General features: G+C 43.8%; 23 protein-coding genes and 1 tRNA gene. 10 read left to right on the top strand and 14 right to left on the bottom strand.

The genetic code is table 11. The annotated features are described in order from the left end of the window. The first annotated feature begins 152 nt into the window (after positions 1–152). The 4 genes from DOE51_RS01140 (at position 153) to DOE51_RS01125 (ending at position 1,494) form a co-directional block, all read left to right on the top strand. Entirely contained in the window at positions 153–329 is a 177-nt protein-coding gene (locus DOE51_RS01140; RefSeq protein WP_142694773.1) for a DUF1328 domain-containing protein, read from the top strand. Between the two features lie 208 nt (positions 330–537). Then, positions 538–780: a CsbD family protein gene (locus DOE51_RS01135; RefSeq protein ID WP_142694772.1), complete on the top strand. Its 243-nt coding sequence runs from the start codon at positions 538–540 to the stop codon at positions 778–780. Positions 781–900: 120 nt separating this feature from the next. Next, complete coding sequence (locus tag DOE51_RS01130) at positions 901–1,170, top strand: hypothetical protein (protein WP_142694771.1); 270 nt, start codon at positions 901–903, stop codon at positions 1,168–1,170. 69 nt (positions 1,171–1,239) lie between these two features. After that, on the top strand, positions 1,240–1,494 hold the full coding sequence (locus tag DOE51_RS01125) for a GlsB/YeaQ/YmgE family stress response membrane protein (RefSeq protein WP_142694770.1): 255 nt from the start codon (positions 1,240–1,242) through the stop codon (positions 1,492–1,494). Here DOE51_RS01125 and DOE51_RS01120 read toward each other — a convergent pair. Beyond that, positions 1,486–1,776, bottom strand: coding sequence for an Hpt domain-containing protein (locus DOE51_RS01120; RefSeq protein ID WP_142694769.1), 291 nt, complete (start codon positions 1,774–1,776; stop codon positions 1,486–1,488). The genes DOE51_RS01125 and DOE51_RS01120 overlap by 9 nt on opposite strands. Before the next feature lies 1 nt (position 1,777). Continuing rightward, positions 1,778–4,564, bottom strand: coding sequence for a CHASE domain-containing protein (locus DOE51_RS01115; RefSeq protein ID WP_142694768.1), 2,787 nt, complete (start codon positions 4,562–4,564; stop codon positions 1,778–1,780). Between the two features lie 235 nt (positions 4,565–4,799). Between DOE51_RS01115 and DOE51_RS01110 the strand changes: the two genes are divergently transcribed. Both DOE51_RS01110 and DOE51_RS01105 read left to right on the top strand, forming a co-directional pair. Continuing rightward, positions 4,800–5,045 carry a hypothetical protein gene (locus DOE51_RS01110; RefSeq protein WP_142694767.1) on the top strand — a complete coding sequence of 82 codons (246 nt, stop codon included), beginning with the start codon at positions 4,800–4,802 and terminating at the stop codon, positions 5,043–5,045. A 14-nt stretch (positions 5,046–5,059) separates the two neighbouring features. After that, entirely contained in the window at positions 5,060–5,674 is a 615-nt protein-coding gene (locus tag DOE51_RS01105; protein WP_142694766.1) for an outer membrane beta-barrel protein, read from the top strand. Positions 5,675–5,994: 320 nt separating this feature from the next. Here DOE51_RS01105 and DOE51_RS01100 read toward each other — a convergent pair whose 3' ends face one another. After that, complete coding sequence (locus DOE51_RS01100) at positions 5,995–6,378, bottom strand: hypothetical protein (RefSeq protein ID WP_142694765.1); 384 nt, start codon at positions 6,376–6,378, stop codon at positions 5,995–5,997. Positions 6,379–6,463: 85 nt separating this feature from the next. Here DOE51_RS01100 and DOE51_RS01095 point away from each other — a divergent pair, with 85 nt between their 5' ends. Together DOE51_RS01095 and DOE51_RS01090 are read left to right on the top strand one after the other, a co-directional pair. Further along, positions 6,464–8,314, top strand: a complete 1,851-nt coding sequence (locus DOE51_RS01095) for a hypothetical protein (protein ID WP_142694764.1) — start codon at positions 6,464–6,466, stop codon at positions 8,312–8,314. 124 nt (positions 8,315–8,438) lie between these two features. Beyond that, positions 8,439–9,293, top strand: coding sequence for a PilZ domain-containing protein (locus DOE51_RS01090; RefSeq protein ID WP_168196357.1), 855 nt, complete (start codon positions 8,439–8,441; stop codon positions 9,291–9,293). Between the two features lie 29 nt (positions 9,294–9,322). Here DOE51_RS01090 and infA read toward each other — a convergent pair whose 3' ends face one another. The 10 genes from infA to rpsU form a co-directional block, all read right to left on the bottom strand. Further along, a complete protein-coding gene (gene infA / locus DOE51_RS01085) occupies positions 9,323–9,544 on the bottom strand; it encodes a translation initiation factor IF-1 (protein WP_142694762.1) in 222 nt (73 codons plus the stop codon). 32 nt (positions 9,545–9,576) lie between these two features. Continuing rightward, positions 9,577–9,888: an RNA-binding protein gene (locus DOE51_RS01080; RefSeq protein ID WP_142694761.1), complete on the bottom strand. Its 312-nt coding sequence runs from the start codon at positions 9,886–9,888 to the stop codon at positions 9,577–9,579. Between the two features lie 268 nt (positions 9,889–10,156). Beyond that, positions 10,157–10,642 (bottom strand): Rrf2 family transcriptional regulator, encoded by a 486-nt coding sequence (locus DOE51_RS01075; RefSeq protein WP_142694760.1) that lies wholly within the window; start codon positions 10,640–10,642, stop codon positions 10,157–10,159. Then, complete coding sequence (locus DOE51_RS01070; RefSeq protein ID WP_142694759.1) at positions 10,639–11,115, bottom strand: carboxymuconolactone decarboxylase family protein; 477 nt, start codon at positions 11,113–11,115, stop codon at positions 10,639–10,641. The genes DOE51_RS01075 and DOE51_RS01070 overlap by 4 nt, the downstream gene beginning before the upstream one ends. A 272-nt stretch (positions 11,116–11,387) precedes the next feature. After that, positions 11,388–11,464 (bottom strand) — tRNA-Met (locus DOE51_RS01065). A 68-nt stretch (positions 11,465–11,532) separates the two neighbouring features. Further along, on the bottom strand, positions 11,533–12,492 hold the full coding sequence (locus DOE51_RS01060; protein ID WP_142694758.1) for a hypothetical protein: 960 nt from the start codon (positions 12,490–12,492) through the stop codon (positions 11,533–11,535). A gap of 211 nt (positions 12,493–12,703) precedes the next feature. Continuing rightward, on the bottom strand, positions 12,704–14,533 hold the full coding sequence (gene rpoD / locus DOE51_RS01055; protein WP_142694757.1) for an RNA polymerase sigma factor RpoD: 1,830 nt from the start codon (positions 14,531–14,533) through the stop codon (positions 12,704–12,706). Positions 14,534–14,546: 13 nt separating this feature from the next. Continuing rightward, the gene (gene dnaG, locus DOE51_RS01050; RefSeq protein WP_142694756.1) at positions 14,547–16,415 is read right to left on the bottom strand and encodes a DNA primase; all 1,869 of its coding nucleotides are present in this window, start codon (positions 16,413–16,415) and stop codon (positions 14,547–14,549) included. A gap of 107 nt (positions 16,416–16,522) precedes the next feature. Then, entirely contained in the window at positions 16,523–16,969 is a 447-nt protein-coding gene (locus DOE51_RS01045) for a GatB/YqeY domain-containing protein (RefSeq protein WP_142694755.1), read from the bottom strand. A gap of 137 nt (positions 16,970–17,106) precedes the next feature. Then, entirely contained in the window at positions 17,107–17,307 is a 201-nt protein-coding gene (gene rpsU / locus DOE51_RS01040; protein ID WP_142694754.1) for a 30S ribosomal protein S21, read from the bottom strand. A gap of 236 nt (positions 17,308–17,543) precedes the next feature. Between rpsU and tadA the strand changes: the two genes are divergently transcribed. Together tadA and DOE51_RS01030 are read left to right on the top strand one after the other, a co-directional pair. Continuing rightward, on the top strand, positions 17,544–18,488 hold the full coding sequence (tadA, locus tag DOE51_RS01035; RefSeq protein ID WP_142694753.1) for a tRNA adenosine(34) deaminase TadA: 945 nt from the start codon (positions 17,544–17,546) through the stop codon (positions 18,486–18,488). Positions 18,489–18,495: 7 nt separating this feature from the next. Then, positions 18,496–19,602 carry a hypothetical protein gene (locus DOE51_RS01030; RefSeq protein ID WP_142694752.1) on the top strand — a complete coding sequence of 369 codons (1,107 nt, stop codon included), beginning with the start codon at positions 18,496–18,498 and terminating at the stop codon, positions 19,600–19,602. 90 nt (positions 19,603–19,692) lie between these two features. Here DOE51_RS01030 and DOE51_RS01025 read toward each other — a convergent pair whose 3' ends face one another. Further along, entirely contained in the window at positions 19,693–20,370 is a 678-nt protein-coding gene (locus DOE51_RS01025; RefSeq protein ID WP_246845223.1) for a response regulator transcription factor, read from the bottom strand. Positions 20,371–20,430 lie beyond the last annotated feature (60 nt).

Below are 20,430 nucleotides of genomic sequence, written 5' to 3'. Positions count from 1 at the left end.
AATTCCGCAAGTTTTTTAGGTATTTTTGCCTCATTTGTCATACAACGCATCTAATAAGCAATATATCGCATTATAAGACATTGTTGATCTGGACCTTCAATTGCATAGTACTAAAATGTCCCGTTTGTAATAATGCGGAAAAGGAGTTCATCATGGTTAGCGCAGCAATAACATTCTTCGTGATCGCACTCGTAGCTTTCGTTTTAGGCGCGACAGGAATTGCCGGCGTATCGATGGAAATCGGTAAGACATTACTTTTTGTCTTCTTGGTTTTAGCGATCGCCAGCTACTTGATTAGTTTATTTAGAGGTAAATCGCCAAAAATTTGAGGTTGTTGTTTGTGCTTACACGTCTCGAATTTTTAGAGGAGGAAGCTGATAAAGCTTCCTCCTCTTTTTTTAAACAGGAACATCTCCCCGTCGAGCGGGGCATTATGCCCTATTCATCGCAACGCTGGACCTTCTTTCCCTGGTAGATTTGATCTCACGGTTGGCCTCAGCGTTGCTTTACTTTTAGGTAACAACTAGGAGGTTCACAATGAATAACGACTTTATCCAAGGAAAATGGAAAGAGATCAAAGGCGACCTTCGCAAAGCGTGGGGCAACGTCACTGACGATGAGTGGGAAAAAACCAAAGGTGATGCCACAGCAATCGCAGGCGTGCTTCAACAAAAATATGGCATGGCGAAAGAAGAAGCCTCGCAAAAAGTTTCAGCAGTGATGGACAAATACCTTTCTTCAACTCGTGAAGATCTCGACAAACCAGAGCGCCCTCACTAATCGAAACAAATTAATCGTTCGCGGTATTAAGTCCGCTTACGGTTTAGCGACTGCTCTTTCCGGTCTTCCGCGAAAGAGCAGTCTTCCTTAACAAAACAACTTCCAACAAAGGAGTTTCAAATGGCTACACCAAGTAACCAACTGCAAAACAGTATGAACGGTAAAAAATCTTTGAACGATTTGAAGGATACATTTTCCAGAGGCAACATTGATGTCGATGAAATCAAATCTGAACTTCAACACGGAGTCAGTATCGCGGCAGACAAAGCTCAAGAGTATGCGAAATCTGCGACGAGCTTTGCTCGAAAAAATCCATTATATGTGGCCCTGGGTGTTGCTGGTATCGGGCTTCTTGTTGGCGGTCTGGTGGCTTTAAGAAAAAGAAAATAAGACATTCACAGACGGCCGAAGAAATTCGGCTTCGTCTTTTTAAATTATTAACACCGAAAGGAGGAAAATATGATCACAGCAGTTTTTTTAGGCGTTTTAGTTGCAGTCGCAGTGAAAACTTATGCGCGCAGTAAGAACGTCGGCGGTTGGGTCATTACTCTGCTTTTAGGTGTAACAGGATCGTTCTTCAGTTACTTCATCGGAGCGAAAGCAGGAATCTTCCTGCCTTATGAACCGCTCGCGATTATTGTGTCTTTACTAGGCGCAAGTTTCGTTTTGGCTCTTTACAGCTATCTTCTGCGCAAAACAACTCAGTTAAATTAACTCTTTAAGAAGATCAGCAACGATACCTGTTAGACCAATAAGCTCTTCACGAACGGCAGCGGAATCTTTTCTTTGTGCTGCCTTTTCTAATCTTAAACCAAATGATTCAAGCGACTGTAAATTAAACGTCGAAGCATTGCCTTTGATTTGATGGCCCATTTTGTGAGCCAACTCAAAGTTCACTTCCGACTTAAAACTTTCTTCTAACTTCTGCAATTCGTCTAAGCGACGCTGCAAGTATTTAATCTGTGATCCTTTAGGAACCGCAAAACCTTCAGCCATACTAACCTCGATGATTCAGATAAAAATACACTTCTTGCACTAACAGCTCGCCAGACACAGGCTTCGTGATCTGACCGTTACAACCTGCCGCCAAACAGCTACGCACTTCTTCATTCAAAGCATGCGCCGTCAAAGCAACGATCGGCTGAGTAAATCCGCGCTGTCTTAATTTTTTTGTAGCCTCTTTGCCATCAATCTTTGGAATTTGAATGTCCATTAAGACGATGTCTGGTGAATATTTAAATGCCGACTCAATCGCCTTTTCGCCGTCTTCTGCGATTTTCACATCAGCGCCCGCAGCCATCAGGAAGTGTTCGTAGATTTCCTGATTATCCACAGAGTCCTCCACAAGCAAGACTCTGACGCCTCTTAAAATGTTGCGCAAATCCATGCTGGCCCAATCAATATCGGTTTTTGTAGCCTGTACCAATGAAGACTCCACCGACGAAACTGGCTCGACATCTTTAATTGAAAGAGTTTGCTGACCAGCCACCCCTTTCAACGGAATTCGCAAACAGAACGTTGAACCTTTACCCAGTGATGTTTCTTGCAAGAACAACTCACCACCAAGAAGTTCCGCCAAACGTTTTGACAGCGCTAAACCCAGGCCAGTACCGCCGTACTTACGTGTCGTCGTCACATCACCTTGTGAAAACGGTTTAAACAGATTGATGCGATTTTTTTCGCTAATGCCCGTGCCGGTATCTTGGACTTGGAATTCCAAATATTCAGCGCCATCATCGCCATTTGATGTGCGATACAAAAGCTTCACGCTGCCTTTATCAGTAAACTTAATGGCGTTACCCACGATATTCACTAAGATCTGTTTCAAACGAATATCATCAGTCACAACGTAATTTGGAATATTACTTAAACGAGCGATGTTAAATTGAATGTGTTTTTCTTTCGCACGCACATCCATCACCGATTTGATCTCCGAAATCAAACCTTCCAAATTCACTTGCGCCATTTCAAAGTGCAACATTCCTGCTTCCACTTTAGAAATATCCAAGATGTCGTCAATAAGACGCGCTAGCTCTTTACCGTTACGTTTTACGCTGCTGACGATGTTTTGTTTGTCTTCAGGTTCCAAATCATCTTGCGCAAGGATTTCGGAAAAACCAACGATCACGCCCAATGGAGTTCTGATTTCGTGACTCATGTTTGCCAAGAATGAACTCTTCATTAGATTTGCGTCTTCTGCTTTTCTTAAAAGAATCGCTTTATCGTAAGACATCGCGAATTGTTTGATAAGACTTAGCAGAGCGTATTCTTTAATATTCGTATCTAACAAACTTTGCGGCGCTTGTAGCAATACTAAGACCGACGTCTTCTTACCAGACTCATGCAGAACAGTTTCAGTGACATACAAATTGTGTTCGCTGGCGATTTTAAAGAAATCATCAGGAACCATCGCTTTAAATTTATGTGCGACTTCTAAATCTGAAGCCAGTGGCAACAGGCCTTCCATTTGCAAATCTTGGAATTCAGTCGACAGATTTAAAATTAGCGGGAACGATTCAAGTTCCTTTTGGAAACGTCTTTCGAAAGTGCCATTCTGGTCTTGCACGTAAACGACTACGTCATCGACATTGAAAGTTTCACTTAAATGCTGACACAGCTTTTCAAACAGCGTGTTACTTTCAATGGCCGAAGAAATATCAGCAAGCATCGAATTTAATTTTCTAAATAATAAAATCTCCGTCGATTTGCTTTTTGAAATTTGTGCTAACGATTCCTTATGACGTTCACTGAATTTCAAGAATTGTTGTGTTGACCACAGCGCCAAGAAGATCACTGACAGCATTACCAGTGTCACAAACGCGAATAAGATCGGCACGTAACGTTCATACCAGTTAAAGAAATGCGGAAGTGGTTCGAAACGGAATTTCCAAACCTTATCGAAAACTTTCAATTCTTTTTCAATATAGATATCGGTCGTAGGACGCTCGACATCTTTTGCAGGGAAGCGCTCGTAAATAGGAACAGAGCGATTTGTTTTTTGATCGAAAGCTTGGATCTGATAATTTACTTTTTCATTATAAAACTGCGGAACGCCTAAACCGCCATTAAAGAAACGATAAATGCGCACGACAGAATGCACGAACCCCAATAGTGGACCGCGCAATGCTTTTTGATCGGTATTATCGGCATTTTTGTACAACGGTGCATAGATCAAGAAACCTTTTTGATCTTTTTCGTTATCGTCCTGAATAAGAACAACGGGTTCTGTAATCGTGACGATATTTTCTTCCGACGCCTTTACCATGGCGTCTTTACGAATCAGGTCCGACATCATGTCGTAACCCAATCCTTTTTTATTACGCCAGTCTTCAGGTTGGATCATTGTGATAGCGGTATAAAGACTGCGTTCACCATCTGGCCAATGTTTGAATTCCTCATAGCCAAACGAGTGCATTTTATTTTCAAGCGCGTGAACATCTTCTTTCGTAGGCAACGCTTGCGCAAAACCGATCCCCTGCAAACCAGGGAAACGTCTGAAGACTTGCGCCGAATCCATATAGTCTTGGAAATCTTTTGGTGAAGGCACACCACTTTGTTTGAAATAAGCGCGCGTATCCAACAAGGCATCGCCATAGCCATACAATTCACGATTAATTGACGATGTTACTTTTTCGACCTCATAAGAAAGACGTGCATTCCATTCTTTTTCCAAATGGATTTTTACGACCCACCAGCTCAGCAAGCTGATCGTAATAATAATGATGAGAACGACAAAGACATTCCATTCATGGGACAAAATAAAGACTCTCTTCAATCTCTTCATATAAACTCTTTTAGGTGAGTTGCCTTTCGACAGCAAGTCCAAAACAGGTTAAATGTTTATCAAACTTATAGGGGAAAATTTCTAGCATACAGGGAGATTTGCCCCGCAAAACACATAAAACACGCTCTTTTCAAATATATTTGAATTCATCTTTGGCCACAGGCTTGCAATGTAATCCTGTGTCGCTTGAAACAGGGAAAAATGGTTTCAGGCAGAAGCTCACCAAGGAGATTAAATGAAGGCATTGTTCGCACTGCTTGTAGCAGGATTTTTTATTACACCCATCATCTCTTCTTACGCTGGCGTTAGCGAAACCACTCGCGAAGTGGCGTCAGACGCAAAAAAAGAAATCAAAAAAGGAACTCACCGAGTTGAAGAAAAAGCCTGTGAAATGGTGAACGGTAAACTCGAGTGTCTTGATAAGAAAATTAAAAATCGCGCTGAAGAAGTAAAAGACGAAGTCAAAGATATGGCGAATTAACATGGAGGTTTCTTGTGAAGTTACTTTCTGGCTTAACATTTTCGTTGATTCTATTTGCATGCACAAGCTTCGCATCCGCTGAAGAACTTAGCCGCGCCGGTTTGTTTGTTGAACCTATGGTCACTTACCAAACTGGCGACGTTGATGTTAGTTATCCCGCACCCTTTTCCGATTCCAAAGAAGACTTAAAAGGTTTCGGATTAGGATTGCGTTTAGGCTTTCATGTTTACGAATCTATTTTCTTAGGACTCGATGGTCGTTACTCTCGACCTGATTATGATTCGTCTGCATTAGGCGGCAAAGCTTCCGCTGATTCGTGGGATGGCGGTGTCACTCTTGGCGCACAAACACCTGTTGCGGGTTTGCGCGTGTGGGGTACTTACATTCTTGGCGGAACTTTAAATCCTGAAGAGATCGGTGGCGTCGATGTGAAATTCAACGATCTTAAGGGGTACCGCATCGGTGCAGGTATTTACCTTGGCGTCGTCAGCTTGAATGCTGAATACCAAGACGCCAAATATGATTCAACGACAGTCGAAAAAGCTGGCCCTATCTCTGGAACAACAGATGATATCAACGGCCACGATAAAAGTTGGATCTTTAGCGTATCATTCCCAGTTTCAATTTAGTCCCCTCCCATGATTCGAAGACTCACCACAGTCTTCGAACTCCTCCCCGCTCCGAACACAGTTGCATACCTTGCTTGCTGTGTTCGGGGCTCTCATTTTTTTTGGTTTATCGTAGTGCGGGGTTTTCTGGCTCTAAGATTTTAGGCCTTAGCTGCTTCGGCACGGCCTCCTGCCTCGTCGCTTCACCGCTTTGCGGTGAGGGCCATCCAGGCCCCGCGAAGGCCTCATACGCTAACGCCTAAAATCTTAGATCCAGAAAATTTGCCTTCGAGAAATAGAGGATGAGAGGTCCCGATGCAGAATGTTTTTTGCGTTTGGGATTAGAACGTTAGGCGGCAGTTTAGGTTGTGTTTTGCTTTTGTGGCTGGGGATTCGATTTGTAGAGTGAACCAACTGTAGTTGTCGCTTTGGTAGGTGAATTTGTAGTTTTCTTTTTTTGCGGTTTTGGATTGTAGCAATGTGATGCCGTCCCATGGAAGGACCGAGGCAATTTGGCGGTTTTTACGATCTTTTACTATGAGCATTTGGCTTTGTTTTTTGCTCATGAAGGCGGAGTTCTGAAGTTTATTGAGGATCAGGTTTTTTTTGCCTGTGCCGTTGTGAACACTCCAGTCGTCGAGCGTTGAGTCGCATAGAACTTTATCAAAGCCGTGTGCAGGCATTGCTGACAAAATTAAAATGCAGATCAAAGATTTAAACTTCATAGGTTTCTTTTCGGAACTTAGGTGCGTAAACAAAACAGATCTTGGTCTAGTTCACTTCAGATCTTTGTATTCCGAAAAGTACTCTATGCTGGCGAAAGCTTTCACTTTCTTGATAATCCTGATTTGCAGTAGCGTGCTTCATGCTGCTGATGAAAAGGCATTGGCTGTTTCGCCGGTCATGCAAGATACTTCATGCCCTACCTGTGCTGCCATTCCAAATTCATTTCAAACAAATACCGAAGTTGGTGCCGGAAAGTCTGCACTAACTTCCACTGGCGAAGCCGCGCAAAGAATTATTAATTATCTTCCTAACGGTGACACCAAACGTGGCTTACAACAGTACGTTGATATCGTGGGTGCTGACGCTTACGAAGGTGACAATGCTGTTGGCACAACCAACGCTGGTATTGCGGCATTTTTCTCGCGCAAGTTTTCTGATCCGAAAAATTCTTGTGTACGCGATGCTGCGCTTTCGTTTTATCGCGATGTTGAAAAGTATTTGAAGGCAAAACTCCCCCAAGATGCGAATTGCAAACCATTACCAGGCAATATGATTGTCGCTGGTAAATCAGTTTCCACGACGGATACAGCAACATCGTGTGCAGAACCTGATCGCGCGGGACTTTACGCGACTGTCGGTGCAGATCGTTTTAAAAATTTAGAACCAGGTTGGCTGTGGAAGCTTGCGATGGAGCACTCAAAGAACGATCCGAACTCGGCGATGTTCTTAATTGGCATGTGTGGACATGACGATACAGCTCAAGGAGAGTTTTCGTGGGACGATAACTCTCCCGCTGCTCTAGATGAAATTCGCGAGCAATGTGCAGAACTGAAAAAACAAAAGAAACTCTACGATAACGAGATCAAAGAATTGTCAGCGCATCCTGATACCAACGCGACCCAAATTGCGTTTGCAAAGTCGACTTCGACGGTTCTGAATATGCAAATCTCTCAATTGCAGAATACTTCGTCCGTGCAAAGACAAATGAACTGCCCGTCGGCAGCTTCGGGTTTTTACACGCCGGGATCATTGGGTCTAAAGGCCGATATTCCAAAATCAGTGAAAGATGAAATTCAGCGCGTGCAAGGTGATATTGGCGGAGCTAAAAAGATTCCTAGCAAGTACTATCACGTTTACGGCGCAGCCTTTATGGCGTGTCAGTTGGTGCAAAATGGAATTTCCCCTTCACAAGCGGAACTTATTCAGACCCAGGCAGCCCGTTTGTATCGCGGTATTCGCATGTGCGGTTCGAATCAGGAATATCTTGGTGACATGAAAGACTATAAGTCAGCGATGGCGCCTTTAATTTTGAAATATAAAATCAACGATCCAAAGCAATTAACTTTGGCGATTGTTAAAGACATTCGTTCGGGAAAAATTCACTGTGACGTCGATAATTTCGATCCACAGTTTGCAAATAAACTTGCGAAAGAATGCGCGTTTCTTTCTCGCCATAGTATTCCGGTGCAAATGATCACGTCAGATGAATTTGATATGACGGATGAACAGATCGCAAACAAAGTGGACAATCACATGATCAACGGTGATGCTGCTGAGCTTTACAATAAGTGGTACATCGGTGGCGAAACAGTGGCTGGTAAGACCGTACCCTGCACCGACATTCGCGTATGGGGCCCTGCTGATTTAACCAAACCGACGGAATCATTCTTTGGTAATTTATCGAAGCCCGATGACTGGGGCAAAGACCGCTACGAAAAAGCATCGCAACGTTTAGCTACGTGGGACGTCGATTTCAAATGGACAGAAGCGCAACACTCGGCCGGAGCTAAATTCGCTGGGCAATCATGTAAGAAACGTTCGCCTAACGAACCAGAACTAGGCGGCATCTGTGGCACCGGCTCCTCGCAAAAATTTAACAATTCATCCGGCGGCAATCCTTCGTCGAGTGGTACAACTCAACAAGGCGTACGCTAAGAGCGTCTCAAATTGAGAATCTCGCTTAGCAAACCTAAATGCGTTTGACCTTTCTAAGAACGCTTCCGAAGTATATAATATCAGAATAGAGCAACTCTACCCGTTCGTTCCAGAGGAGATGCTAATGGCAGCACAGTATTATCTTACAACAGGGAATCAAAAGATCGGTCCGCTTTCCGAGAAAGCAATTCACGACGGCATTCGCGCCGGAAAAATCAGTCTGTTCGATATGATCTTCAATCATCAAAGCAATGAATGGGTGATGCTTATGCAGCATCCCGATTTTTCTGATTTGGACGCCGGTGATGATGACGATGCAAACTCTAAAAATCAAGGCCACTTAGCAGTCGGTCTTATCTCTGATCGCATGGATGATGAACACACTTTGGTGCCCGCAAATATTTTGGCAGAAAACTTTCCGTCACTTGAGCCCGTGTACTGGTACGAAAAAGATAACAACAATAAACGTTTGAAGTATTTGGACGTGCTATCGTTGATTCACGCGCATAAGTTGTCTGAACAAAGTATGCTAGCGAAACAACCGTCAGGCCCATGGCAACGTTTGATCGACTGGGATGAGTTTTCACCAGCAAGCTTAGAAAAATACAAACAAGCTTCCACGGTGAACTTGCCAGACGTAAATATCAGAAGAAAATTCCCACGCTATACGGTGGGTTCGGTATTCGTAGCGATCGCTCACAACAAAGGCTTTCAAGTATTCTGCCCTGATATTTCCAAATCAGGATTAGCCTTCTTGGTGCGCGAACAAAAATGTTCTTTGAATGATCAGGTGATCTTAAAGTTTGCTAACAAAGTCACAGAAAATAAATTCGATGCAAAAGGCATTGTTGTTTCTGTTAGAAAAGTACGCTTGCCAGGTTCAGACCAAGTTTACTTACGCTACGGTGTGAAGTTCACGCACTTAAGCGAATCGGGAAAAGCTTTTATCAAAGCCTCGCAACAAAACGATGCTGCCTAAAAAATAAGGCAGGATTACTCCTGCCCTATCTAAAATTTATGTCGATGTAATATCAATCCATGTGTTGGATCGTAAGGTGAAACTCCAACAGTTACACGATCACCAACGACGACTTTGATTTTGAATCTCTTCATTTTTCCACAAAGTCGCGCCGAAATCTCGAGTCCATTTTCCAGAGTGATGCTATAAACACCACCACCAGAAAGATTTGAAATTTTACCTTCGACGTTTACAAGATCGTCTTTAGGCACAAGCTCCCCTTTCAGAGAAAGGTGGAAACTTCTTAGTAACGAGAACGATTGCTGAAACCACCGCGAGATTGACCGCGGCCGCCACCTTCACGAGGTGCCATTGGTTTTGCTTCGCTTACATTGATAGCGCGACCATTTTGATCAGTGCCATTCAATTTATCGATTGCAGTTGAAGCTTCAGCATCAGTCGACATTTCAACAAACGCGAAACCTTTGCTGCGACCAGAATCGCGATCCATTACGATGCGAGCTGATTCAACTTGTCCGTATTGTGCGAATAGATTTGTAAGAGATTGGTCGTCCATAGCGTATGAAAGATTACCAACGTAGATTTTTTTTCCCATATTTTGCCTCCGATAAAGCTTTAGGGGCCATTCAAGAAGACAAAAGACCATCTGATGATCGACGAGAACGACTTAGTTATCTCCATTCAACACACATAATTTTTAATAGCCAGTTTATATTCTGAAATATTCAACAAACTGGCACAGATCGAACACCGCCGACTTGGCACTCACATCTCACATATTTTTCACGGTCATGAGTCCAAAAGAGAAGCGCGAAACGCCAGCCAAAATGAATGTGGGACCACGGCAAAGCATTAAGGTTTTTCTAATTTTCTTCAAGCCATTCGGTAAAATTATTAACCGTCTCTTTGGTTAAACCTTCCGTAAGATGATTGGTGATATCAGAAAGCTTCTTCTCGCGAAGAGATTTTCTCCAAGCCTCATCGGCTTCGTACATCACACTTGCTATGTCGCATAAATGTCTGAACTTACGATCTGACTTTGCAAGGCAGGGATTATTTCGGCGAATTTCATTACACTTAAAAGTTTTTACTTTTCCTTCGATAGCTTCGACGATATCCAGAAAAGTAATCTTATCGGCTGATTTTGCAATGCTATATCCACCATACGGGCCGGTCGTCGTTTTAACGAGACCAGCCTGTGATAGCATTTGAAGACATTTTGAAAGGTACTCTTTAGGAACTCCATGAAACTCAGCTAGCGCCTTAGCATTTAGAAGCTTTCCTTGAGGCGCGCTCGCCAAAATCATCATACAGTGCAAAGCCCATTCAACTTGATTACCCAAAATCACGAAAGATTCGCTTTCTCCAATCCCAAAACTTTATCTCTGTCTCCTGGGACTGATCTAAAAGTTGCCGCAAAACGATTAAAAAGATTAATGAATGCAATTTGCATATTCAGATCCACAATCTCTTGATCACTAAAGTGCTGTTGCATCTTTCGAAACAACTCATCAGAAACCGGTCCCTGATTGATCAGGGTCACCGCTCTTGTCCACTCAAAAGCGGCCTTTTCTTTTTCAGTGAAAAGTGGTGACTCTTCCCAAATAGGTACGTGATAGATTCTTAACTCACGCTCTCCAGCAATTTTAGCTTCTTTACAATGAATGTCGACGCAAAAAGCACATCCATTTATTTGCGAGGCGTAAATCTGAACTAGGCGCAGTATCGAAGGGTCAACAGAACTTTTCTTGCAGTATTGGTCAACTGCTCCGAGGTGTTGGAAGGCGGGCATTGCGAGAGCGAAATAGTTGATTCGTTGCATTTAGTGAACTCCTGTCTTTTAGAATGACTTTCACAAAATCTATCTCGGATAATTATTGTCCGAGATAGATTTTTAGTCAACAAAGCACCAACCCATGAACGCTTCTTCAAACTAAGCAGCTGAAAATATTAATATATTGAGGTCCAGTATTGAGACTTAAATGATAGAGGGCGAGGTCGTTCGCCTCAATGGCGGTTCATTTACATCCCGTCAAAGCTAGCAACAAATAAACTGAATAAAAATTAGAACGGCATTAAGTAGGAAAGAAGAGATGGTAGGGGGCGAGGGACTTGAACCCCCGATCCCAGTGTTATGAGCACCGTGCTTTAACCAACTAAGCTAGCCCCCCACTCACCTTCAACTTAGCAAAGATGAAGCGGGAGAGCAAAAACAGAGGTTGAGCCGCTGCATCAGGGCCTATTGAACGGCCGAGTTTGAAGTCCCTTTGTTAGAAGATGGCTTAGCCGCTGGCATTCCCATCGCTCCGCCACCGATGACGAAGCCGCCGCCCATCATCAAGCCCGTACCGCCCGGATAAACACCCATTCCACCTGTCATCACAGGGTTTTCTGCAGAAGCACACATCGCGATCTGCATAGAGATATTGGAATTTGAGAACGGAGATTTATTTTTTTGGTCTGCACCTGGGAATGAGTAGTCGTAGAAAGACTTACCCTCTTTTTTCAACTCGCCACTACGTTGCGAAAAATATCCTTCCGCCATAGATAGTAAGTTTCCGCATTGAGCTGCATTTTGCGAGCCCATTTGCTTCATGACTGGCCCCAAAGAGTCACAGAATTTTTTATCGAAAGTTACTTTTGCTTCAGGAGATGCTTTTTCATCCTTCATTTGCAGAACAACGTTCTGATTGATTGCGCAACCATTCTTACCATCATAAGCGAAAGTCGTTTCAGCACTTTTCATCAAAGGCCACTTACCAAAATTCTGACAGTCTTTGCACGCTTTCGCGAAGCTCGCTTGATCAGCCGCTTGTTGAGCAACGTCGTAAAGCTTGCTAACAGAAACAATTTTTCCGCCTTCGCGTTTTACCTGCACTGTGCGTTTCACAGTTTCGTACATTGTCTTGCCAGTGGAATCGTAACGAAGCTCTTTCGTTTTATAAGTGATTGTTTCTGTATCACCATTTGTCGCACGTGAAATCACACGGCCAGAATCCAAAACTTGAGTTTTACCATCACCACCGAATACAAATGCCGCACCATCTGGATCCATACCCGCATACATATCCATCGCAGCTTGGTTCTGCTTCATGTTGCATTCCATATTTTTATTAATCGCTGCCCAATCAGGTTGAGCATCAGCGGCCACAGCAGAAACACCAAAACAAAGTACCGTCGCTAAAACGAGAGACTTCACAAGACCTCCATGTATTTGTGAACTAAACAATATGAATGATAGCTCAGGAATTCCAAACTCTGGATTAATTTGGAGCTGCTTAGGCGAAGGTCGAGAGACGGAACAACTGAAAGTGATCGCAAAAAAAATGGGAACCTTGCGGTTCCCTTTTTTCATTCAAAATTTAATCTGAATTTTGCTGGCTTACTCTCCGACGAAGTCGGAGTAGCTACTAGCTATCAACAAAAGCTTTCAACTTGTTGCTGCGAGAAGGGTGACGAAGCTTACGAAGAGCTTTCGCCTCGATCTGACGGATACGTTCACGAGTTACGTTGAAGTCCTGACCAACCTCTTCAAGAGTGTGATCCGATTCTTCACCAATACCGAAACGCATACGAAGAACTTTTTCTTCACGCGGAGTCAAAGTCGAAAGAACACGGCGAGTTTGTTCCGCCAAGTTCAAGTTAACAATCGCTTCTGCAGGATTGATAACCTTTTTGTCTTCGATAAAGTCGCCCAAGTGCGAATCTTCTTCTTCACCCACTGGAGTTTCCAAAGAGATTGGCTCTTTCGCGATTTTCAAAACTTTACGAACTTTATCAACCGGCATGTCCATTTTATCTGCGATCTCTTCCGGAGTTGGTTCACGACCAAGCTCTTGGATCAAGTAACGAGATGTACGAACAAGCTTGTTGATCGTTTCGATCATGTGCACAGGGATACGGATCGTACGCGCCTGATCGGCAATAGCACGAGTGATCGCCTGACGAATCCACCAAGTCGCATAAGTCGAGAATTTGTAACCACGACGGTATTCGAACTTATCAACGGCTTTCATCAAACCGATGTTACCTTCTTGGATCAAATCCAAGAATTGCAAACCGCGGTTCGTGTACTTCTTCGCGATAGAAACAACTAGACGCAAGTTTGCTTCAACCAATTCAGATTTCGCAGCATCGGCCTCACGCTCACCTTTCCAGATGGCAGTGTATGTTTCTTTCACCCAAGTGTGATTCATTTCAGTTTCTGAATCCAAACGCTTGATACGGATTTCAGCTTCTTGAGCTTGCATCACGTATGACTTGTACTTTTGATAGTTCAAGCCAGTATCACGAGTCATTCTTGTTAATTCTTTTTCATTCGATTCAACAAGCTTCATGCGCTCAACCATCGCGTTCACGTCTTTAGAGAACGTGCGCTCGACACCGTCTTTGATACGACGACGAAGAGTTCCGATACGGTTCACCAAGTTTTTGAACTTGATTACGACACGGTTGATTGTCTTACGGTTGAAGTTCACTGATTCAAAGTTCGCCATCAACTTATCGTTCATCACAACAAGTTCTTTCATAGCGGCTTGACGAGCAGGAGTGTTCGTTTCCTCTTTACGAAGAACTTCGAAATGTTTCGCTGCTGCTTTTTGGTACTCAGTTACTTTACCGATAAGCTCATGAATCTTATCGATGTATTCCTTTTCGTCGTATTGAGTATCTTCGTCCTCAAGACCACGGAAGATCGATTTAACTTTGATACGGCCTTCATCAAGACGTTTACCAAGTTGAATGATCTCGTATGTACCTAGAGGCGACAAAAGGATCGCACGAACGATTTCACGCTCCCCTTTTTCGATACGACGAGCGATCTCAACCTCACCCTCACGAGTAAGTAGAGATACGGAACCCATTTTACGCAAATATAAGCGAACAGGATCGTTACCCTTAACGTCTTCGCTTTCAGCTTTTTCTTCTTCATCTACTTCTTCGTCATCAGAATCTGGGCTTTCAAGGAATGATCCTTCGCCTTCTTCCTCTTTCGAAGTTTCAGACAAGTCTGAAATAACTACACCACCGGCCTCAAGGCCCTGCATGAAGGCATCAAGAGCTTGGGGTGCGATAATTTCAGGAGGAAGAAGGTCGTTGATCTCTTCGATCGTCAACGCGCCTTTTTCCTTAGCAAGCTTCAGAAACTTCTGAATTTCTTCTTTAATCAGAGATTCTTGTTCTTGCAGTGAAAGAACTTTTGTTGGTTCTTTCTCTTGTTTGTTTGGTAGGTTTTGTTTCATCAATACCCCGCCTTTACCCTTTGTTCAGAGAGAGTCGATCTCTATGAGCTTTCATAATCTGTTCCAACTTAGCCGAGTCCAACTCGGTTTTGAGGTCCTTCGTCAGTGACTTCGCTTGATCGCGGAAGAAATCTTTCCGCACACGTATAAAGCAATCACTCAGAAGCTTCGTCTCTTTCTCTTCATCGAACCCTGGCTCCGCCTCAGGAGTAGGCTCTGCTACAAATAATAATTCCGGATGATCAACGTATGAGACAAGCAGACTGGTCAATTTATCAAACTTATTAAGATCTTGTCCATACACATCGAGAGCTTTTTGCAGGATCTTTTTCACTCCTACATGGCTGATCGAATCGATCAATTTTTCATTCACAAATTGCTCAAAGTTGGCACGACTTTTGAGCACAAGTCCCATCAGCAATACCTCTGCTTTGGAGGCTCCTTGCAGACTAATTTTACCGTCCTCACGAGTGTCTGACACAGGCTGTGAGGGTGCCGGGTTAGCATTTGTCTGATTTACGTTTGGCTGCACCGTCCTAGAAAGACCAGAGCGGTTCTGCGAATAAACAGGGCCGCTACTTTGTAAACCAACAGCCTGACGCAACCATGGAAGCGTCACACTCATCTTCTGAGCGGCTTCCGCCAAGTACAAATCACGCAAACGCAAATCTGGAATAACCTCGAATAATGGTTTCATTTTATCGGCCAGCTTCACCTTTTCAGAGGCGTCACCGCGATAACCTTCCATCCAACGCGCCAAAATCATCACAAACAAATCTGGAGCACGCTCAAGTTCGACCTTCAAAGCTTCCGCACCGTACTTCTTCACGTAATCATCGGGGTCCATACCATTTGGTAGAGTTAAACCCTTCGGATACAAATCAGCCGCAAGCAGGATTGGTAGACTTCTTTCAGCCGCTTCCATACCCGCGCCATCGCCGTCAAAAAGCGCGACCACGTTCTTCGTCATACGCTTTAACATCTTGCCGTGTTCAGGCGTTAAAGCCGTTCCCATTGTGGCCACAGAGTTTCTAATGCCTGCTTGGTAAAGCGACACCAGGTCCATGTAACCTTCAACGATCAACGCCATGTCTTCGCTACGAATGTACTTCGCAGTTTGCGAAAGTCCGTACAGAACTTTCCCTTTAATGAACACGGGCGTTTCAGGAGAATTTAAATATTTAGGCTCGGTTTCTTTTTTCTCTAAGTAACGTCCACCGAATGCAATGGGCTCACCCATTGGAGAAAAGATCGGGAACATCAAGCGATCGCGGAACAAGTCGAAATAGCCTGGTTTGCCATTTCGTGCTTTCACCAAGCGCGCTTCTTCAGCCAAAGGCATTGGGATTTGCTTATACTGCAAATGCTTTTCTAAACCATCCCACTCTGCCACAGCGTAACCGATACCGAACGTTTCGATCACTTCTTGGGACAGACCACGGCTTTCAATATATTTTTTAACAGGGTGATCGTTGTAAACGCGCTTCAATTGCTCTGCGAAATAATCAGCAGCAATCTTGTTCACCTTCATCAGCTGTTTTTTCTTATCAGCGATTTGATCACGATTGGGGTCATCATTTTCCGGAGCAGGAATTGGAATACTTGCGCGATTTGCAAGATACTCAACCGCTTCCGGGAAACTCATGCCTTGATAGTCGCGAAGGAATGAAAAAAGATTTCCCGACTTATGACAACCAAAGCAGTGATAAACCTGTTTTGTTTCCGATACAGAAAACGACGCCGTTTTTTCAGCGTGATCTGGAAACGGACAACGGCCCATAAGGCCGCTACCACTAGGTTTTAACTGAGTGTATTGAGAGATTAGGTCTACGAGGTTGTTCGCCTCGGACACTCTCTCAATGAAGTCTTGGGAAAATCTCATGCACCTTCCAACTCAAGTCTTTTAAACATCAAAATCCCACGTGATTACTTATATCAACGTGGGATCGATTCGCCTTTTGGCAAGGTCTGGTTTAGACCCCTACACCATTAAGCAAGTTTAGCTTTAATAACTTCGCTAACGACTTTGTTGTCTGCGGCGCCACCTGAGCGTGCGATGGTTTCTTTCATCACAGGACCCATGTCTTTAACTGTTTTCGCGCCCAATGCTGCAATTACTTCTGTCACTAGAGCTTCGATTTGTTCACGGCTCATTTGCGCTGGCAAATAAACTTCAAGAACTTTCAATTCCGCGTTCTCTTGATCCACTAGATCTTGGCGACCCGCTTGTTGGAATTGCTCGATAGATTCTTTACGTTGTTTAACTAATTTTTTTACGACGTTCATGACCTCTTCTGGAGTGATTGGGTCAGGACGCATATCGATTTCACGATTTTTGATCGCCGCTTGGAGCATGCGAAGAGCTCCCAATTTAGCAGATTCTTTTGCGATCATCGCTGCTTTAACGTCAGCTGCAATTTTATCTCTTAATTCCATAAGGGCTCCTGTCTACACTCCAACTTCGTCGGAGTAGAGTGTCTTAATCGACGGGCGAAGGGTGCCCGCTTTATAGAACGAAGGCGACCTTTTAAGGGGCCGCCTCCTTTGAAAATACCAATGTCCACTAAGGGATATTAGTCGTTCCAACCTTTTCTAGATTTCTTAACTGCGCGTTTACGAGCAGCGATAGATTTCTTTTTAAGTCTTACAGAAGGTTTTTCAAAGTGTTCACGTTTTTTAACTTCAGAAAGAATGCCTGCTTTTTCGCAAGATTTTTTGAATTTTCTAAACGCAGATTCGAAAGACTCACCGTCTTTGATCTTAACTAGTGCCACGACAATCACCTTCCCTTCTCATGTGGTCGAAAAAAGAGTTTTAGAGAGACAGAGTGTATAACAAACGGGCAGCACTGGGGCAACCTCTCGAGGTCCTAACGCAGTGAATCTTTTCGCTGTAGTGCTGCCCTTTCAGAGCGACCCGGTTTATTCTAAGGTTCTATTTAGCTATCTATTTAATTTCATTGGGCTTCTTAACAACGGAGCTTGCGCGAACTTGAAAGGTTTTGGCCAGGATGAATAGTGAATTTTCTTCGCCCCACCAAAATTCGGATTCAAAATGGATGCGCCGGGCGCTGAAATTGGCCGTGAAAGCGGGCGAAAAAGGCGAAGTTCCCGTCGGAGCCATCCTCGTATCCCCTGATGGCGAAATGCTCGCCAAGGCTTCCAACGTTCGCGAAACTTTGGCAACCCCAATCGGTCATGCCGAACTGTTAGCACTTCATCGTGGTTCAAAAAAATTAAATTCATGGCGCTTAGAAGACTGCACTTTGTACGTGACCCTTGAACCATGCGTGATGTGCGCAGGTGCGATCCAACAAGCACGCATCGGTCGCGTGGTTTACGGAGCAAGCGATGCCAAGGCCGGCGCGGTCGAAAGTCTTTATCAAATTCTGCAAGATTCACGTTTAAATCATCAGGTGCAAGTCACTGCTGGTGTGTTGAAAACAGAGTGTTCGCAAGTGATCACTGATTTTTTTCAATCACGCCGTGATGAAATTAAAAAAGAAAAAACCGAAAAGGTTTATCGCAAACGCGCTTCAGTTTTAGTGGTTCATAAAAATAAAGTTTTAGGATTCAACGCAATCGATCCGCATTCAGGTGCAAAATATTTCTTTGTTCCTGGTGGCGGTATCGAAGCTGGCGAATCACCGATCGTCAGTGCCGAGCGCGAAACGCTTGAAGAAACCGGCTATCGCATTCGTATTTTTGCGGAAACAGAATTCCGCAGAAAATATGATTTCCCGTGGAATGGAAAAATAAATCCGTGCGATACAGTTTTCTATTTGGCGGAACTTGCGGAACCGTGGCACGCACCGACGGAAATAAAAGATGCCGATTATCACAAAGGCGTCGAATGGATTGATGCAAATAAAATTGATAAAGTCTTCGCCTACAACAAGGATATTTTGTGGGCTGTGCAAAAACTTATGAAGGTGGCCAAGAAACGACGGCTGTAGGAGGATTATGCTTCATTTATTTCTATCACTTGCTCTCTCATTTGCCTTTGCGGAAACATCCCCTGAAGTCGCACCGTTGTCGTTGACAGAGACGGCAACAAAACTAAATGCCTCGTTGCCCGAAGATCAAAAGATCATCGTTCCTTCACAAGGCAGTCGCGTGTTCCTTTCCAATCTTGATTCTTTCAAGGCACCAACGAATCCTCCGTCGATGGAAAAAGCAGTTCTGAAATTTTCGGAGCTAACTCTGCAAGGCTGTAACGCTTATTCATGGGGCGCGAACGAAAGTGTGCATCTGACTGAATTCAGTAAAGCCTTCAAAGTCACGAAAGAGCGCATCAAAAAGGAAGCCTCGTTTCCAAAAGCCTTGCAACTTGCGCGCGTAGGTTTAACGACGATTCAATGTAAAGGTCCCGTTATTGTGAACGCCGTCGGTGCCGAATGGTTGAAAGAATCCGTAGATCTTTTAAAATCCATTCCCCACAGAAAAATTAAAAAAGACGATAAAGCTCGTCTGCAAGCATTCCGCGAACAAGTCATGGCTTTAAGTTCAGAAAAAATTCTTTCTGAAAGTCTACGTTTTGAAATGGTCAGCATCGCAGCGTTGTCAGCAAACGCGATGAAAGAAGGCAAAGAGCCTTGGCCGAATTTAAGCGAAAACGTTTCGCTGGCGCAAAAGCCCGATTTCTGGCAGCAGTTTTCGAATGGCAAACCGTGGGTGCTAAATTGGGATCTGCATGCGAAAACAACGAACGAAGTGATTCAAGCGATCGACGTTGCGAAAGCTCCGCAGTTCAAAGCGTACACAGACCAAATCGACAAACAGTACAAAGAAGGCTTGGAAGGCATCTGGAAAACTTTGGATATGAAATCACTTGGCTTTGCGACGCCCGAAGAGTTGTTGATCGAAGGCAAGATGGTGGGACTACGCGATACTTTCGAAAAAGATCCGGCGGCGCTTGAAAAAATCCAGAAGAACTTCGGCGAACATCCCGAGATTTCCAATTATATGTACAAAGTAAGCCTGCGTGCTTTAGCAGTTTCAGGAGAGTTCTTTGCGAAGTTTGACAAGAAATTAGAAGACATCAAAGACACGGCGACGAAGCTTAAATAAAATTCTCGTCCAGGACGTCCATTATCTTAAAAATAAAAAAGCGGAGTTTTCACTCCGCTTTTTTCGTCTTAATTAAAGCTAAATTCAGTTCTACTCTTGCGCTTCCAAACGATAACCCAAAGATGGAACAGCCACGATACGGCCGTTGAATTTTTGGATCTTACGTTTCAAGTAGTTGATCTGCGAATCGACGTTACGAGAAGTCACTTCTGTATCGCCCCAGATTTCCATCAAACACTTTTCGCGTGTCACCAAGTGGTTCTTCGCAGCGACAAGCATTTTCAAGATGTCGAATTGTTTTGGAGTTAGATTTACTTCTTCTCCATCAACATAAACTTGGCGAGACAACAAATTCATTTTCAAATTTGCAGCAGTCAATTCCGCTGCAACTTCTGGTTCTTTTTCAGACAAGCGAGCTTTGATTCTAAGAATAAGCTCTTTCACGTGGAAAGGCTTAGAGATGAAATCGTCTGCACCTGTTTCAAATGCTTTGATACGCTCGTCGATCGTTGCTGCACCCGATACGAAAATGATCGGAGTGTTTTTTGTCGCTTCGTTTTCTTTCACTTCGCGACAAACATCAACGCCAAGCAAGCCCGGCATTTTATAATCTAACAAAATAAGATCTGGGCGCTTCTCGTTGATGAGACTTACAGCCGACATACTATCCGATGTGTACGAGCATTCGTATGTTGAGCTCAAAATCTCAGCCAGGAGTTTGCAACTCTCTTCATAGTCATCAACGATCACTATTTTTTTCGCAGCCAAGTTAACTCTCCTTAGGGACTCTATTTCGGGCATAAACATGTTCATATTTGAAGAATGTCG

Origin of the sequence: Bdellovibrio sp. NC01, from assembly GCF_006874625.1 — a bacterium.
GTDB lineage: Bacteria > Bdellovibrionota > Bdellovibrionia > Bdellovibrionales > Bdellovibrionaceae > Bdellovibrio.
This window is presented reverse-complemented; position numbering and strand designations above follow the sequence as displayed.